At 67.3% G+C, this 16,704-nt stretch carries 16 protein-coding genes; 9 read left to right on the forward strand and 7 right to left on the reverse strand.

All coding sequences use genetic code 11. From position 1 onward, the window contains the following. Window positions 1-154: 154 nt before the first annotated feature. Both ACV229_RS18320 and ACV229_RS18325 read left to right on the forward strand, forming a co-directional pair. Complete coding sequence (locus ACV229_RS18320) at window positions 155-586, forward strand: hypothetical protein (protein ID WP_448084522.1); 432 nt, start codon at window positions 155-157, stop codon at window positions 584-586. A 125-nt stretch (window positions 587-711) separates the two neighbouring features. Further along, window positions 712-1,500, forward strand: coding sequence for an SH3 domain-containing protein (locus tag ACV229_RS18325; RefSeq protein WP_448084523.1), 789 nt, complete (start codon window positions 712-714; stop codon window positions 1,498-1,500). Between the two features lie 136 nt (window positions 1,501-1,636). On the opposite strand, the gene ACV229_RS18330 is transcribed toward ACV229_RS18325, so the two are convergent. The 5 genes from ACV229_RS18330 to ACV229_RS18350 form a co-directional block, all read right to left on the reverse strand. Next, window positions 1,637-2,182, reverse strand: coding sequence for a cytochrome b (locus tag ACV229_RS18330; RefSeq protein WP_448084524.1), 546 nt, complete (start codon window positions 2,180-2,182; stop codon window positions 1,637-1,639). Between the two features lie 340 nt (window positions 2,183-2,522). Then, window positions 2,523-3,542: an Ldh family oxidoreductase gene (locus tag ACV229_RS18335; RefSeq protein ID WP_448084525.1), complete on the reverse strand. Its 1,020-nt coding sequence runs from the start codon at window positions 3,540-3,542 to the stop codon at window positions 2,523-2,525. Next, window positions 3,535-5,130 (reverse strand): aldehyde dehydrogenase (NADP(+)), encoded by a 1,596-nt coding sequence (locus tag ACV229_RS18340; protein ID WP_448084526.1) that lies wholly within the window; start codon window positions 5,128-5,130, stop codon window positions 3,535-3,537. The genes ACV229_RS18335 and ACV229_RS18340 overlap by 8 nt, the downstream gene beginning before the upstream one ends. Before the next feature lie 69 nt (window positions 5,131-5,199). Continuing rightward, window positions 5,200-6,825 carry an APC family permease gene (locus ACV229_RS18345; protein WP_448084527.1) on the reverse strand — a complete coding sequence of 542 codons (1,626 nt, stop codon included), beginning with the start codon at window positions 6,823-6,825 and terminating at the stop codon, window positions 5,200-5,202. A 252-nt stretch (window positions 6,826-7,077) separates the two neighbouring features. Next, the gene (locus ACV229_RS18350; RefSeq protein ID WP_448084528.1) at window positions 7,078-7,998 is read right to left on the reverse strand and encodes a dihydrodipicolinate synthase family protein; all 921 of its coding nucleotides are present in this window, start codon (window positions 7,996-7,998) and stop codon (window positions 7,078-7,080) included. Window positions 7,999-8,250: 252 nt separating this feature from the next. On the opposite strand from ACV229_RS18350, the gene ACV229_RS18355 reads away from it, so the two are divergent. The 5 genes from ACV229_RS18355 to ACV229_RS18375 all read left to right on the forward strand — a co-directional run bounded on the left by ACV229_RS18355 (window position 8,251) and on the right by ACV229_RS18375 (window position 13,146). Then, a complete protein-coding gene (locus ACV229_RS18355; RefSeq protein WP_448084529.1) occupies window positions 8,251-9,183 on the forward strand; it encodes a 4-hydroxyproline epimerase in 933 nt (310 codons plus the stop codon). Continuing rightward, complete coding sequence (locus ACV229_RS18360; RefSeq protein ID WP_448084530.1) at window positions 9,180-10,313, forward strand: NAD(P)/FAD-dependent oxidoreductase; 1,134 nt, start codon at window positions 9,180-9,182, stop codon at window positions 10,311-10,313. The genes ACV229_RS18355 and ACV229_RS18360 overlap by 4 nt, the downstream gene beginning before the upstream one ends. Continuing rightward, a complete protein-coding gene (locus ACV229_RS18365; protein WP_017329728.1) occupies window positions 10,310-10,543 on the forward strand; it encodes a (2Fe-2S)-binding protein in 234 nt (77 codons plus the stop codon). Before ACV229_RS18360 ends, ACV229_RS18365 begins: the two co-directional genes overlap by 4 nt. Then, a complete protein-coding gene (locus ACV229_RS18370; RefSeq protein WP_448084531.1) occupies window positions 10,540-11,802 on the forward strand; it encodes an FAD-dependent oxidoreductase in 1,263 nt (420 codons plus the stop codon). Before ACV229_RS18365 ends, ACV229_RS18370 begins: the two co-directional genes overlap by 4 nt. A gap of 258 nt (window positions 11,803-12,060) precedes the next feature. Continuing rightward, window positions 12,061-13,146: a hypothetical protein gene (locus ACV229_RS18375; RefSeq protein ID WP_448084532.1), complete on the forward strand. Its 1,086-nt coding sequence runs from the start codon at window positions 12,061-12,063 to the stop codon at window positions 13,144-13,146. A gap of 165 nt (window positions 13,147-13,311) precedes the next feature. Here ACV229_RS18375 and ACV229_RS18380 read toward each other — a convergent pair whose 3' ends face one another. Beyond that, window positions 13,312-14,286, reverse strand: a complete 975-nt coding sequence (locus tag ACV229_RS18380; protein ID WP_448084533.1) for an MBL fold metallo-hydrolase — start codon at window positions 14,284-14,286, stop codon at window positions 13,312-13,314. Window positions 14,287-14,597: 311 nt separating this feature from the next. Continuing rightward, window positions 14,598-15,353 carry a TrmB family transcriptional regulator gene (locus ACV229_RS18385; RefSeq protein WP_448084534.1) on the reverse strand — a complete coding sequence of 252 codons (756 nt, stop codon included), beginning with the start codon at window positions 15,351-15,353 and terminating at the stop codon, window positions 14,598-14,600. A 276-nt stretch (window positions 15,354-15,629) separates the two neighbouring features. Here ACV229_RS18385 and ACV229_RS18390 point away from each other — a divergent pair, with 276 nt between their 5' ends. Together ACV229_RS18390 and ACV229_RS18395 are read left to right on the forward strand one after the other, a co-directional pair. Further along, on the forward strand, window positions 15,630-15,971 hold the full coding sequence (locus ACV229_RS18390) for a carboxymuconolactone decarboxylase family protein (RefSeq protein ID WP_448084535.1): 342 nt from the start codon (window positions 15,630-15,632) through the stop codon (window positions 15,969-15,971). A gap of 29 nt (window positions 15,972-16,000) precedes the next feature. Next, window positions 16,001-16,687 (forward strand): hydrolase, encoded by a 687-nt coding sequence (locus ACV229_RS18395; protein WP_448084536.1) that lies wholly within the window; start codon window positions 16,001-16,003, stop codon window positions 16,685-16,687. The last annotated feature ends 17 nt before the right edge of the window (window positions 16,688-16,704 follow it).

A 16,704-nucleotide genomic window follows, 5' to 3' on the forward strand; every position in this document is an offset into this window, starting at 1 on the left:
GCCGGGCGGCCCGCCGCGTGCCCGCGGAACGGTCGCGGCTTCGCTGCATGAAACAAACAGTAACCGATCATACGTCCCGAAATGTGCGGGAGACGTAAGCTACAGATGTAGGCGTGCGCCGGGTGGCGCGGCGCCGATCCGGCTGGAGCGCGAGATGAACCCGATTTCCGCGTTGAGGCCCGCCTCATTCGCGTTGGCTGCGCTGATGCTCGGCGGTTGCTATTACACGAACCCGCCGTACGGGTACGCACCGCCGTACTATGTGCCGGCCACGGTGGCGCAGACGCCGGGCGGCACGACCGCGCCGGACAGTACCGCCGCGGCGCCGGATGCTTCGGCCACGGTCTCGCCCGATGTCTACGCCGGGCCGGTCTATCCACCGCCGTATCCGTATCCCTATCCGTACTACTACCCGCCGTACTACCCTGGCTGGTACGACTGCTGCTGGCCGCCGGTCGCGATCGGTATCGGGTTCGGATTCGGCGGCGGGGGACACTTCCATGGCCACGGCGGCGGCGGACATTTCGGGCATTTCGGGCATCCGCCGATGGGCGGCGGGCATTTCGGCGGCGGACACGGACACTGAGCGGCGGGCGGAGCCGGTGCGATCGCGCGCCGCGCCCGCGCGTCACGCGAAGCCGTGCGGCGTCTGCCGCAGACGGCGCGACATGCGGTGACACGGCGTGCGCCCGCGCCGCGCAGGAGAGCATCATGAGAAACACGATCGCCCGAGGCATCTGCATCGCACTGCTCGGGCTGCTGGCATTGCCGGGCGTCGCCGACGCGCAGACCGAGGCGTACACGAACGCGCCGGCGAACCTGCGCGCGGGCCCGGCGCAGGATTATCCGCTCGTCGCGGAGATTCCGGAGGGCACGATGGTGTCCGTGATCGGCTGCATCAGCGACTACACGTGGTGCGACGTGGCGTTGCCGGGGGTGCGCGGCTGGATCTACGCGGGACTGCTCGACTATCCGTATCAGGGCGGCTACGAGCCGCTGCTCGACTACGGGGCCGACCTCGGCTTCCCGGTCGTCGTGTTCGCGATCGGGCCGTACTGGGATCACTTCTATCGCGACCGGCCGTGGTTTCATGACCGCGACCGCTTCATGCATCGCGCCGAGCCGCGGCTCGGCCCGGGCGGGATCCCGCCGGGACGCGGCCATCCGCAGATCGGCGAACCCGCGCCAGGCGTGAACGGCAGGCCGTTCGATCATGGCGGGCATGACGCGCGTCCATCGGCGACGCGCGGTGGCTGGAACGGCGCGATCCGCGCGCCAGCACCGGCGCCGATGCCGATGCCGCAGGCTGGCGGAAACATGCGAGCGCCGGGCCCGCCGGTCGTGATGCATGCGCCGGCGGTGAATGGCGGCGCGGTCGTCGTGATGCCACCGGCTCATCAGGGTGGCGGCGGTGGCGGCGAACGCGGCAGCTTCGGCGGCCGGCAAGCCGGTGGGGGTGGGGGCGGCGGCGCCCACGGCGGGGATTTCCGGCACGAGTGACGCCGGTGGCGTCGGCTTCGCGATTCGGCGTACCGCATAAAAAAGCGCCCGGCGGCGCCGGGCGGAAAGCGTGCGACCCGTCCCGTCGGCGGCGGACGCCAGACGGGCTCGACATCACATCGCGTGGAGCCGAGCGTTACAGCATCCGGGCCAGTACGTCGTCCTTCATGAAGAAGCGGTGCGCGAGCGCCGCGCACGCGTGCAGCCCGATCAGGATCGCGAGCGCGGTGGCCCACGCGCTGTGCAGCTCGCCGATCGATGCGCCGAGCGAGTGCGGCGCGGCGATCGTCGGCAGCGTCAGCCAGTGGCCGACGCCGATCTGCCAGGTGCGGCCGTTCGAATTCAGCCAGCCGAGCAGCGGCACCGCGATCAGCGACACGTAGAGGAGCTTGTGCGTGACGTTCGCGATGAACGCGAGCGCCGGGTGCTGCTCGACCGGCGCGATCGGCCGGCGCGCGCCGGACCACAGCAGGCGCGGCACCATGATCAGCAACAGCAACACGCCGAGATTGACGTGCAGCAGCACGAGCCCGAGCGGCGGCGCGGTGCCGTGGACGTCCGGCATCGTCCAGCCGAGCGCGAATTGGGCGGCGACCAGCAGCACCATGCACCAGTGGAACAGGCGGGTCAGCCGGTCGTAACGGGCTGTCTGATGGACTGTCTGACGGGCAATATCGGACATGGCAGACTCTTCTGACGAATGACGGGCGCCGGCCGATGCGGCTCGGAACGAGGGCAGGGCCGTGCACGCGCCCATCATCGATGCGCGAACCTTATGGGAACGTTAAGGTGCCGGCGCGACGATCGGGGAGCGGCAGGGTATCGGAGTGAGCACCGGACGGGCGCATTGTGCGACCGGCGCGTGACGCCGGCGAGACAGGCGGCAACGGATGCGCAGTCGCGCCGCGCGCCGCGGAGATCGTGCAGGGGCGTGCGGCGCGAGAACCCGGTTGAACGCAGGGGGAACGATCCGCCGCGCGTCGCCGGCCGGCGATGCATCCGGCCGACGACGCGCGAGCACATCAGTCAAGCAGCGTCAGGATTTCCTCGTACAAAAGCCGCGGCACGCGCACGCCGTGCGCGATGCTGCGTGCGCGGGCGTCGAAGCGCCGTTGCGACGGCAGCCGCGCGCCTTGCGCGACGATCGCATCGAGCATCCGCTCGCCGCGCGCGAGCCCGGCGTCGAGATCGTCGCCGAGGAACACCTTCGGATCGAACGCGATCACAAGCTCGCCATGACACGGCGTCGCGCCGACGCCTTCGTCGAACGCCATCGACTCCAGGCTCGTCATGTCGCCGATCAGCGCGCCGCCGAGCAGCTCGACCATCGCCGCGAGCGCCGAGCCCTTGTGGCCGCCGAACGTGCGCATCGCGCCTTGCAGCGCTGCCTTCGGATCGGTGGTCGGCTCGCCGTCCGCATCGATCGCCCAGTGCGGCGGAATCGGCTTGCCTTGCTTCGCGTGCAGCTCGATGTCGCCGCGCGCGATCGCGCTCGTCGCGAAATCGAACACGAACGGCACGCCGCCCGGACGCGGCCACGCGAACGCGATCGGATTCGTGCCGAACACGGGCCGGTTGCCGCCTTCCGGCGCGACCCAGCTATGGCTCGGGTTCATCGCGATTCCGGCGAGGCCTTCGGCGGCGATCGCCTCGACCTCCGGCCACAGTGCGGAGAAGTGATAGCAGTGGTTGATCACCATCGCCGCGATGCCGTGCTGCTTCGCCATGTCGACGAGCACCGGCAGGCCCGTCTCGAAGCTCAGCAGCGAGAAGCCGCGATGCGCGTCGACCGCGACGATCGACGACGACAGCCGGCGCAGCGTCGGCACGGCCTGCGGATCGACCTTGCCCTTCTGCAGCGAGCGCACGCAGACGAGCAGCCGGTAGATGCCGTGCGAGTGGCATTCGTCGCGCTGGCCTTGCGTGATCACGTTCGCGATCGCGCGCGCATGCGCGTCGGACATGCCGTGGCGGGTCAGCACGCGCAGCGCGAGCGCGTGCACGTCGTCGAGCGACAGGACGACTTCGTTCGCGTCAGACATCGCGCGCCTCCTTCGGTAGCACCAGCACGCCGTCGATGCGCTGCGCGATGTGCAGCGGATTGCCGTCGCGGATGGCCGCGGGCAGCAGCGCGGCCGGCACATCCTGATACGACACCGGCCGCAGGAAGCGTTCGATCGCGCGCGCGCCGACCGACGTCGTGCGCGTGTCGGACGTCGCCGGGAACGGGCCGCCGTGCACCATCGCGTGACCGACCTCGACGCCCGTGCCGAAACCGTTGACGAGGATGCGGCCGGCCTTGCGCTCGAGCGTCGGCAGCAGCGTCGCGAACAGCGGCGCGTCGCCGTCGGCGAGATGCGCGGCGATCGTCAGCTGGCCTTCGAGCGACTTCAGCACGCGATGCAGCGTGTTGGCGTCCGGGCAGCGCACGATCAGCGAAGCGGGGCCGAACACTTCGTCGCGCAGCTCGGGACGTGTAATGAACGCGTCCGCCGACGTCGCGAACAGCGCGGCACGTGCCTGGTAGCGATCGCCTTCGACGCCTTCGGCGAGCGTGTCGACCGCGTCGTGCGCACGCAGACGCGCGACGCCGTCGCAGTAGCTCGCGTGGACGTGCGGCGTCAGCATCGTCGCCGGTGCGGCGGCGCGTGCGGCGGCCGCCGCGGCTTCCTCGAACGCCCGGAGCGCGGGACCGTCGATGCCGAGCACGAGGCCCGGGTTCGTGCAGAACTGCCCTGCGCCGAGCGTCAGCGATGCGACGAACTGCTGCGCGATTGCGTCATGCCGCGCGGCGAGCGCGTCGGGCAGCAGCAGCACCGGGTTGATCGAGCTCATTTCCGCATAGACGGGAATCGGCTCATGGCGCGCGGCCGCGATGTACATCAGCGCGACGCCGCCGCGGCGCGAGCCCGTGAAGCCGACCGCCTTGATGCGCGGATCGGCGACGAGCGCCTGGCCGATTTCGCGCGACGCGTCGAACAGCAGCGAGAACACGCCGTCCGGCAAACCGCACTCGCGCACGGCCTGCTGGATCGCGCGGCCGACGAGTTCGGACGTGCCCGGATGCGCGGAGTGCGCCTTGACGATCACCGGGCAGCCGGCCGCGAGCGCGGATGCCGTATCGCCGCCCGCGACCGAGAACGCGAGCGGGAAGTTCGACGCGCCGAACACGGCGACCGGCCCGATCGAGACGTTGCGCAGCCGCAGGTCGACGCGCGGCAGCGGCTTGCGGTCGGGGCGCGCGGGGTCGATGCGCGCATCGACGAACCCGCCGTCGCGCACGAGCGATGCGAACAGCGCGAGCTGGCCGACCGTGCGGCCGCGCTCGCCCTCGACGCGTGCGCGCGGCAGCCCCGATTCGGTGACGCAGCGCTCGATCAGTTCGTCGCCGAGCGCCAGGATATTGCGGCCGATCGCGTCGAGAAACGCGGCGCGCGCGTCGTGGCTCGTTTCGCGATAGGTGTCGAATGCGTCGTCGGCGAGCGCGCAGGCCGCCTCCAGATCATGCAGGCTCGCGCCACCGAACGCGGGTTCGAGCCGTTCGCCGGTCGCGGCGGCGATCGCATGGAGTTCGCCGTTCCGGCCGGTCACGGCGGACTGGCCGATCAAAAGCTGACCTGTGAGTCGCATGGTTCTCCTCGAAAAAATGCGGGCCGGGGGCAGCGCCCGGCCGATGGAAAGGGGAAGGGATGGAGCGCGTCAGCCCTCGTCGTCGTCGAGCTGCAGCTTCGCGGACGGCACGCCGGTATGCGCGCCCCAGTAGTAGATGACGAGCGCGACGAGCGCGACGACGACCGTGTCGTACGGATGCGCGAGCTGGCCTGTGCCGCCGAAGCCGCCGAAATACGACGCGATGATCATTGCTGCATAGAACGCGATCAGCCATGCCGACGAACGCACCTGTTCCGCGAGGCTCAGGTGCGCGGTCGGCACCCAGCGGCGGCACGCGAGATAGATGACGAACATCACGATCTGCAGCCCGAGCAGCCAGGACACGGTGCTCCAGCCCGACCAGTAGACGATCAGCGCGGCGATCACGAACGATGCGGGGCCGGTGATGCCGAACGCGCTCGCGCGGAACGGCCGCGGCAGGTCGGGCGCATTGCGGCGCAGGGCCGCGACCGACACGGGCGCGACCGCGTAGCTGAGCACCAGCGCGGCCGACACGATGTTGATCAGCGCTTCCCATGACGGGAACGGCAGCGTCCAGAAGATCGCGAGGCCGAAGGTGAGCCACAGGCCCGCCCGCGGAATGCCGGACGTTTCGTCGACGCGCGTGAAGACCTTGAAGAACGTGCCGGTCTTCGCCCAGCCGTAGACGACGCGCGGCGTCGCGTTCATGTAGATGTTGCCGCAGCCGCTCGGCGAGATCATCGCGTCGGCGACGACCATCACCGCGAGCCAGCCGACGCCGAGCGCGAGTGCGATGTCGCGGTACGGCAGCGAGAACGCCTTGCTGACGTCGTGCCAGCCGGCGGCGAGCATGGCGGTCGGGATGCTGCCGATGAATGCGAGCTGAAGCAGCACGTAGATCAGCGTCGACAGCAGGATCGACAGGATCAGCGCGATCGGGATCGTGCGCTGCGGATTGCGCACCTCGCTCGCGACCGACACGATCGGCGTGAGCCCGAGGTACGCGAAGATGATGCCGCCGGCGGACACCGCCATCTCGATACCGGGCATCCCGAACGGCGCGAAGCCGTGCACGGTCAGGTTCGCGGGCTTGAAGAACGTGAACAGCACCGCGATCACCGACAGCGGCACGACGAACTTGAAGATGCTGATGATGTTGTTCGCCTTCGCGAACGTCTTCACGCTCGAATAGTTCAGGTAGAAGAAGAAACAGAGCAGGGCTGCCTGCACGAGCCAGCCGAGCGTCGTCGGGTCGCTCGACCCGTCGACGGTCAGGCCCGGAAACCACGCGGCCGCGTACTGCCGCGCGGCGACGACTTCGATCGCGATCAGGCTCGAAAAGGCGATCAGCGTGATGAAGCCCATCAGGTAGCCGAGCAGCGGGCCGTGCGAGAACACCGGATAGCGCACGACGCCACCCGCGCGCGGCAGCGCGGCGCCGAGCTCGCAGTAGACGATGCCGAGCAGCAGCACCGCGAAGCCGCCGAGCAGCCACGAGAAGATGCCGGCCGGGCCCGCGATCGTCGACACGTGACTCGCGGCGAACAGCCACCCCGATCCAAAAATGGCGCCGAGACCGATGAACGTGAGGTCGGTCAGCGACAGCTGTTTCTTGAACTTGCCGTGACCCGCGTCGGGGTGCGCGGAACGGGAAAGCGGCACGGACGGTTGTGCATTGCCTTGGCCTGGCATGGGCTTGTCTCCTATGGGAATGTCGGCACAGGCGAAAATCGCGCCGCGCTCCGACGGAGCAGCAGCGCGCGCCTGCCGGCCGGCGGCGCCCGGTTCGAACGACCGGGGCGGGACGGGCGGCTCACGGAATGCGCGGCGGGCGGGGGAAGGGGCATGGCCGGGCGTCGGGGGGATGACGCCCGGTCGATGCGGCGGTGCGCGCGCGTGAGTCTGCCCGGCCAGGCCGGACCGGGAATGGCGGCGGCAGGTCGATCAGAGACCGACGTCCGGCAGCGTCGGGCGGTTCTCCAGCGCCTTCGCGACGATCGCCTTCACTTCTGCGAGCGTGTCGCCTTGCAGCGCGAGGCGCGGCGGGCGGGTAACCGAGCTGCCGCGGCCGACCAGCTCTTCGCACAGCTTGATGCACTGCACGAGGTCCGGGCGCGCGTCGAGGTGCAGCAGCGGCATGAACCAGCGGTACAGCGCGAGCGCTTCGTCGAAGCGCTTCTGCTTCGCGAGGCGGAACAGCGTCTCGCCTTCCTTCGGGAACGCGTTCGACATGCCCGACACCCAGCCTTCGGCGCCCACGGCAATGCTCTCGACCACGACGTCGTCGAGGCCCGCGAACAGCACGAAGCGGTCGCCGACCGCGTTGCGCAGGTCGATGAAGCGACGCGTGTCGCCCGACGAATCCTTGAAGCAGACGATGTTCTCGCAGTCCTGCAGCGCGATCAGCACATCCGGCGTCACGTCGTTCTTGTAGATCGGCGGGTTGTTGTAGACCATCACCGGCAGGTCGGTGCTCGTCGCGACCGAGCGGAAGTGCGCGGCGGTCTCGTGCGACTTCGCCGAATAGACGAGCGCGGGCATCACCATCACGCCGTCGACGCCGACGCGCTGCGCTTCACGCACGGTGTTGCGCGCGAACTCCGTCGTGAACTCGGCGATGCCGGCGATCACCGGCACCTTGCCGCCGGCCGCGTCGCGCGCCGCCTCGATCACCGCGAGCTTTTCCGACGTGGACAGCGACGTGTTCTCGCCGACCGTGCCGCAGACGACGAGGCCCGACACGCCGTCGTTCACCAGGTTCTTCACCACGCGGTGCGTGGCGTCGATGTCGAGGGAAAAGTCCGGCTTGAACTGGGTGCTGACAGCCGGGAAAACCCCGGTCCACTTGATGGCGTTTCGGCTCACTGAAATCTCCTACGTTTGTATCGGTCGGCCGACGGGGGTGTCGGTGTGGCAACCAGTATCGCCGCGCAAACGCCCGTCGCGCTTGAGTCGTTTCCCGGAGCAAAATGACGAAATCGGCACAGTCGTCGAAAGGTCCGCGGAAGGCGCCGCGCACTATGCCGATTTCGTCGCCGTCCTTATCGAAAACCCACAAGCGGGCGGACGCGCGACGGAGGAAGCTGTGCTCCTTTCCCCACTTTCGGACGACACAAGATGAAGCGCATCCAGATCATCGATTCGCATACGGGCGGCGAACCCACGCGGCTCGTCGTGTCCGGTTTTCCTGCGCTCGGTAATGGCTCGATGGCCGAGCGGCGCGACGTGCTCGCGCGCGACCACGACCGCTTCCGCACAGCCTGCATCCTCGAGCCGCGCGGCAGCGACGTGATGGTCGGTGCGCTGCTGTGCGACCCGGTCGCGTCCGATGCGGCCGCCGGCGTGATCTTCTTCAACAACGCCGGCTATCTCGGCATGTGCGGACACGGCACGATCGGCGTCGTGCGCACGCTGCATCACATGGGGCGCATTGAGCCCGGCGTCCACCAGATCGAGACGCCGGTCGGCACCGTCGAGGCGACGCTGCACGACGACCTGTCGGTCAGCGTGCGCAACGTGCTCGCGTATCGCCATGCGAAGGACGTCGACGTCGACGTGCCGGGCCACGGCCCCGTGAAGGGCGACATCGCGTGGGGCGGCAACTGGTTCTTCCTGATCAGCGGCCACGGCCAGCGCGTCGCCGGCGACAACGTCGCGGCGCTGACCGCGTATGCGTCCGCGGTGCGCGAGGGGCTCGAACGCGCGGGCGTCACCGGCGCGAACGGCGGCGAGATCGACCACATCGAGCTGTTCGCCGACGATCCGGAACACGACAGCCGCAGCTTCGTGCTGTGCCCGGGCCTCGCGTACGACCGTTCGCCGTGCGGCACCGGTACGAGCGCGAAGCTCGCGTGCCTCGCCGCGGACGGCAAGCTTGCGCCGGGCGCCGTGTGGCGGCAGGCCAGCGTGATCGGCAGCGTGTTCCACGCGACCTACGCGACGGCCGAAGGCGGGATCGTGCCGACGATTCGCGGCAGCGCGCACCTGAGCGCGGAAGCGACGCTGCTGATCGAGGAAGACGATCCGTTCGGCTGGGGCATCGTGTCGTGAGCGACGTGCGGACCGACGTCATCGTGATCGGCGCCGGCATCGTCGGCGCAGCCTGCGCGCACGAACTCGCGCAGCGCGGGCTGCGCGTGCTGGTGCTCGACGACGCGAGCGGCGGCGCGACCGGCGCGGGCATGGGGCACCTCGTCGCGATGGACGACAACGCCGCCGAGCTCGCGCTGAGCCATTACTCGATCGAATTGTGGCGCTCGCTGGGCGCGCAGATGCCGGACGGCTGCGCGTATCGCAACTGCGGCACGCTGTGGCTCGCGGCCGATGCGCACGAGATGGACCTCGCGCGCGCGAAGCAGGCGACGCTCGCCGCGCATGGCGTGGCGGGCGAGCTGATCGACGGCGCGGCGCTCGCCGCGCTCGAACCGATGCTGCGCCCCGGGCTCGGCGGCGCGCTGAAGATTCCCGGCGACGGCATTCTCTACGCGCCCGTGGCAGCGAGCTGGCTGCTCCAGCGCGCGCCGGGCGTCACGTTGCGCCGCGAGAAGGTGGTCGAGGTCGACGGGCCGCGCGTGACGCTCGCGAACGGCGAGAGGCTGCGCGCGGAGCGCGTGATCGTCGCGAACGGCGTCGCCGCACGGACGTTGCTGCCCGAACTGCCGCTGCGCCCGAAGAAAGGCCACCTGCTGGTCACCGACCGTTATCCGGGGCGCGTATCGCACCAGCTCGTCGAGCTCGGCTATGCGGCGAGCGCGCACGCGAGCGACGGCACGTCGGTCGCGTTCAACGTGCAGCCGCGCCCGACCGGCCAGCTTCTGATCGGCTCGTCGCGCCAGTTCGATACCGAAGACGCGCGCGTCGAGCCGCCCGTGCTCGCGCGCATGCTGCGTCGTGCGGTCGGCTACCTGCCGGCGCTGGCGGACCTGAACGGCATCCGTGCGTGGACGGGTTTCCGTTCCGCGAGCCCGGACGGCCTGCCGCTGCTCGGCGAGCATCCGTCGCGGCCGGGCGTGTGGCTCGCGGTCGGACACGAAGGGCTCGGCGTGACGACCGCACCGGGCAGCGCGCGGCTCGTCGCCGCGCTGATGTTCGGCGAGCGGCCGCCGATCGACGCCGAACCGTATTTGCCGGGACGTTTCCTGTCGACGTCCCGGTCCCATGCAGCCGGAGTGCTCACATGATCATTCATCTGGACGGCCGCGCGCTGACGGTGGCCGACGGGGTGACCGTCGCGGCCGCCGTCGCGTCGAGCGGCGACGACACGACGCGCACGTCGTGCACGGGCGCGCCGCGCGCGCCGTTTTGCGGGATGGGCATCTGCCAGGAGTGCAGGATGACGATCGACGGCCGGCGCCGGCTCGCGTGCCAGACGTTGTGCCGTGAAGGAATGCAGGTGGAGCGCACGCGATGACACACGACATTCTGCACGTCGACGTCGCGATCGTCGGCGCGGGCCCGGCCGGGCTGTCCGCCGCGCAGGCGGCCTTGCATGGCGGCGCGTCGGTCGCGATCGTCGACGACAATCCGCGCGCGGGCGGGCAGATCTGGCGGCAGGGGCCGGGCGTCGCGCCGCCGCTGGCGGCCGCCGCGCGAATGAAGGTGTTGGGGCATCCGAACGTCACATATCTCGCGGCGACCCGGATCGTCGCCGAATCGCGCCCGGGCGCGCTGCTGCTGGAAGACGACGAGCGCGCGATGCTGCTCGCGTACCGGACGCTGATCCTGTGCTGCGGCGCGCGCGAGCTGCTGCTGCCGTTCCCCGGCTGGACGCTGCCGGGCGTCACCGGCGCGGGCGGGCTGCAGGCGCTGATCAAGCACGGTCTCGACGTGCGCGGGCAACGCACCGTGATCGCCGGCAGCGGGCCGCTGCTGCTCGCGAGCGCCGCGACCGCGCGCGACCGGGGCGCGCAGGTGCTGCACGTGCTCGAACAGGCGGCTTGGCCGGACGTGCTCGGCTTCGGCGTGGGGCTGTGGCGCTGGCCGTCGAAACTGGCGCAGGCGGCGAAGCTGATGACGCCTGCCTATCGGGCGGATGCGCACGTCGTCGAGGCGTTCGGCGACAAGCGGCTCGAAGCCGTGCGGATCCGGCAGGGCGGCCGCGAATTCGACGTCGCATGCGATCGCCTCGCGTGCGGCTTCGGGCTCGTGCCGAACACCGCGCTGCCGAGCCATCTCGGCTGCCGGATCGAGAACGGCGCGGTGGCCGTCGACGCTCACCAGCGCACGAGCCGGGAAGGGCACTTCGCGGCCGGCGAATGCACGGGCGTCGGCGGCAGCGAGCTGGCGATGGTCGAAGGCGAAATCGCCGGGTGCGCGGCGACCGGGCAGACTGCGCGGCTCGCCGAACTGGCCGAGCGGCGCGCGCAGTGGCAGGCGTTCGCGGACGCGGTGCGGCAGCGCTTTGCGATCCGCGAACCAGTCCGCATGCTCGCACGGCCGGATACGCTCGTCTGCCGCTGCGAGGACGTGCGCTACGACGCGCTCGCGAACGAGGCCGGCTGGACGGCCGCGAAACTGCAGTCGCGCTGCGGGATGGGCGCGTGCCAGGGCCGCGTGTGCGGCGCGGCCGTGCAGGCGCTGTTCGGCTGGACGCCGCCCGTGCCGCGTCCGCCGCTCGTACCGGCGCGGGTGGGGACGTTGCTGCTGGATGGGACTTGCAACGACGGTTGACGATGCGGCCCGGCGATGCGCGGTCGCCGGGCCTGAGCGATAACGTTTCAGCCCTGAAACAACTTCGGCTCGAAATTCGCTTCCCGAAATAATCAGGAACCCGGGAATGCCTGTCGTATCGACGTCTGCACGAATATTGCTCCTTTCCGACTCTGCAATCCATTCGCGAGCCTGCCTGGCCAAGTCGTACCCCGTGGGGTTCGGATGCCGGACACGAAGAAAAATCAGAAACGTGTGGTGAGAGAAAGGACAATTACGATGAAATCGCTACGCAACCGGTTAGTAGGTCTGCTGCTATTCGTTGCCTGCCTTCCAGTGTCCGTATTGGCGCAATCGCTCTCGGCTGGAGAAGGCGATCTGCGGGTGATGACCTACAACGCGGATGAAGGCACGGATTACCTGGAATTGGCACGGGCATCGGGATTTCAGGCGTTTCTCGTCGCCGTCGGGCAGACGATCACGCAGGTACGCGCGACGCGTCCCGATGAGCGCATGCAGGCGCTGGCGAAGCAGATCATCGCGGCCGGCCCGGCGCTAGTCAGCTTGCAGGAACTGGATCAGTGGTCTTCCGGGCCGTTCGATCAGTCCACGTCGACGTGCGGGCCGGTCGCGCCGGAATTCGATATGGTGCAGGAACTGCTCAATGCGCTGCTTGCCCAGGGAGGCCACTATCTCGTCGCTGCGCGGGCAACGCAGTTTGCATTTCCGCCGACGCCGGGATTGATATTGCCTTCGACGTTTCTGTGCGTGCAGGTCGTCAATCAGGTTGCGATTCTCGCCCGCACGGATCTCGATCCGTCGCGTTTCCAGTGGACCAATCCACAGTCGGCACAGTTTGCTGCGCGTACTTTCTTCCAGACGCCGATCGGCAACGTGCCGTTGCCACGGGCCTGGGTTTCCGTGGATGCGAAGTTCAACAACAAGGCGTTCCGCTTCATCGGCACACATCTCGAATCGGTGGACGCGCATATTCGTCAGCTTCAAGGCGCCGAATTGCGTGCCGGTCCGGCAAGAACCGTGCTGCCGGTGATCGTGGCGATGGACGGCAATGCGCAAGCCGCCCCGCCGCCGCAGGACGCGACATACACGGATTTCATCGTCGCCGGCTATCAGGATGCCTGGTCGGTGACTTATCCGCTTCTTCCCGGACTGACGTGCTGCCAGGCGCAACTCGTGAACAACGCCGTATCGCAGCTATACCAGAGAACCGACTTGATACTGACCCTGGGCAATATCAATGTGCAGAGGATGGCGCTGTTCGGCGCAAGTCCGACGAGTAAAACCGCGAGCGGCTTGTGGCCGTCAGATCACGCAGGGGTTGCGGCACAGATGGCGGTGGAATGAATTGGCTCCCGCTCCGCTGGCGAGGCTAGTCAGCCTGGATCCGCTCAAGGAATGGGTGCCGCTACCCGACAGCAAGTTGACAATTGAGCGCGCGCCAGTGAGCAGGCGACGATGGAACTCAAGCACAGCCAGTTTCGAACGCAAGTCGCTACACCTGCCGACCAGCTATCGGGCGCCGCGCCGAAAGACCGCGATGCCCTCGGTACCGATGTCGAACGCCATCAGGTCTTCTCCGACCACGAGCGGGCCTTGGTAGGTTTCCCGCGTCTGGGACACGATATCGTCCGTGGTAACGGGCGACACCGTTGAGGTGCCGATCACTGAAAGATGCGTGAAAATCGCGAGCTTTGGATGCGCGCGACTGAACAGCATGCCCGCTTGCCGGGGCGTTACGTGGTGCGCGGCGATGAGTTGGATCGCGGGGCTCTTCATCAATTCCGGTTTGACCGCAAACACCTCATGCACCAGCAGGTCGGTGCCGGTGCCGTATTTGACGACATTCTCGTCCATGCTCGTGTCGCCCGAAACGAGTACCGATCGCCCGGCATAATCGAAACGATAACCGTAGGACGGCCTCACGGCGGGGTTGCCATGGTTGTTTTCGAACGCGGTAACGCGAAGCCCATCCTTTTCGTAGACGACGCCCTCGGTTTTGAACTCCTCGACGGTAACGGCGACACCTTCCGGCGAAAGCTTCTGGTCGTCCATCCGCACCTTGATGTCCTCGGCGTAGGCGCGCTGGAGGTTCGACATGAGATTGGCGGTGCCGACGGGGCCGATCACATGGAGCGGCGAGTTACGCCGCCCGAAAGATGGCGGGAGCCATCCGGTCAGCCACAGATCGGGAATTCCGACGGTATGGTCCGAGCGGAAATGAGTCAGAAACAGGACATCGATCGTTCCGAGGGGGATCTGCAGTTGATCCAGCCGGATGGTCGCGCCTCTCCCTGCATCGACGAGGACTTTCTGTTTTCCTGCCTCGATCAGCATGCTCGAGCCGAAGCGGTCCGGCAGAGGATCCGGGGCGCCAGTGCCAAGCAGCGTTACACGGAACAGATCCTGCGCGGTCTGCGCCGTCGCAGCATCTGGATGGCCGAGCAACGCACTTGCGAATGCGACGACGAGCAATAGTCTTTTCATCGATCGATCTCCCAGATTGCCCGGCCCGTCCATCGAAGTTTAGTGTCTTTCGCGGCGCTCATTGAGGCATTGCTCGACCACGCCGTTGACACGCGAGCGCTTGTTCAGCGATGAAACATTTTCAGCCGCCTTCCCGGAAAACACGAGCCACCTGATACCGTCAGGCTTTCTTTATCGGGGATGACACGGGCATCGCGCTCGCCCCCGACACCATCTATTCGTTTTGGACTGACCGGCACGCGGGCTCACTTGCCTTTACGGTCTGCGTGTCTGGATTCGCACCCGGTGCTGCCGGAGCGAACGAAAGCGGTTCAGGCGGGTTTGTCGAATCGGTCGGGCGTGCTCGCGCTCCACAGCACTTCGAACAGACTGCACTCGAACGCAAAGAACTCCGCGCTTTGAATGGACAGCGCGTAGTGCTCGGCTCGCGATGAAATGAAGGCTACGGTGTCGTCGTACAGATAGGTCGTGATACCCACTTCGAAATCGGTGGGCGCGAAGCGGAGTTCGCGGAGATCGCGCGTCGACGATCGCCACAGATCGCGCGTATCGCCCGGGCCCGAGCGGATCACGCGCAGCCTGATACCCGCACGGACGCGTCGCACGGCGACATCCCTGATGACCTCGAAACCCGGCGTCTGAAACAGCTCGCTGTTGGACATGACGGCGCGCAACTCCTTGCTCTGACATTCGAGCGTTTCGTTGAGCACGGTCTTGATCCCTTCGATGCCCGGGAAATAGCGCACCTTCGGCTTTCCACCCGCCGAGTTGTGAATCGAGCGCAGTCGCGGGAGCACTTCCTGAACGAGTTGACGTTGCGCCTCGATACGCCTGAGCAGCGCAATCGGATCCTGCGGAATCACATAGCTGCGCGCGCCTTTCTGCACGGTCGCGACAAGTCCGTCGGCGAGCAGCCGGTCGAGCACTTCGTATGCATTGGTGCGGCCGATGCCCGCCTTCTGAGCGATGGAAGCGACAGTGGCCTCGCCGAGTTCGAGTGACGCCAGATAGAAGTCGGCCTTGTTCCCGTCGATGCCGGCGGCCTGAAGCATCTCGACAAGGTTCATGTTCGCCAGCCGTTACAGTGGTGATCGTCGTTACACGCCGATTCGTTCGCTTGGATAGTACACAAAAATACCATAAAAATCAAATAGATAGAGATATTCGTGCAAGGCCGGAACGGTTTTCTAGGACGCATTCCGCGGGCGAGACTAGCATTCGTCTCAGTCAATTCGTTGACGCCCGGAGTCGATGAACCACATCGACCCGAAGCCGGCAAGCAACGGACCGGCCGAGCGGCCGGTTCACGCCTGCATCTTATGGATTCCTATTGGAGTTATCTCATGATCGAGTGGAAAGAGACGATTCAGGACATCAATTCTCGCCTCAAGGAACTGTCCACACGCACGCCGGACACGCTTCGCGGTTTTGCACTTATCGCTGGTGCGGGTGCCAGCACCAACCATCTCGGCGCCAAGACGCGTGAGCTCATCGCGCTCGCCGTTGCCGTCACCACGCGCTGCGATGGTTGCATCGCCTTCCACGCAGCGGAGGCCGTCAAGCTCGGCGTCCCGGACGCGGAAATCGCAGAAGCGCTGGGCGTTGCCATCAACCTGAACGCCGGCGCCGCCATCACGTACAGCACGCACGTGCTGGACGCCATCGACACGCTGAAGCAAGCCTGAACATCCAGACACTCGGAAAGGAACCCATCATGAGCAACCCCAAGCTTGAAGTACTGACGCCGCAAAACTCCCAGCTGCTTTTCATCGACCACCAGCCGCAGATGGCATTCGGTGTCCAATCCATTGACCGGCAGGTGCTGAAGAACAATGTGGTGGGCCTCGCCAAGGCAGCGAAGATCTTCGGCATTCCGACCACCATGACGTCGGTCGAATCGCAAAGTTTCTCGGGCTTCACTTACCCCGAACTGCTCGACGTGTTTCCCGGCCAGCCGCTGCTCGAACGCACGTCGATGAACGCCTGGGATGACCAGAAGGTTCGTGACGCGCTCGCTGCGAACGGGTGCAACAAGATCGTGGTTTCCGGCCTGTGGACGGAAGTCTGCAACAGCACGTTCGCACTCAGTGCCATGCTGGAAGGCGGCTACGAGATCTACATGGTTGAAGATGCGTCGGGTGGCACGACGAAGGACGGGCACGACTATGCGATGCAGCGCATGATCCAGGCAGGCGTCGTGCCGGTGACGTGGCAACAGGTGATGCTCGAATGGCAGCGCGACTGGGCACGTCGGGATACCTATGACGCCGTCATGACGGTAGTCCGGGAACACTCCGGTGCGTACGGGATGGGCGTGGACTACGCCTACACCATGGTGCACAAAGCGCCCCAGCGCGCGGCTGGTCACCACGAGATCGTGCCCGCAGTTCCGGCCAGCTAATCGGCCGCCCGCCATCT

It is taken from the genome of Burkholderia sp. MR1-5-21, from assembly GCF_053427715.1.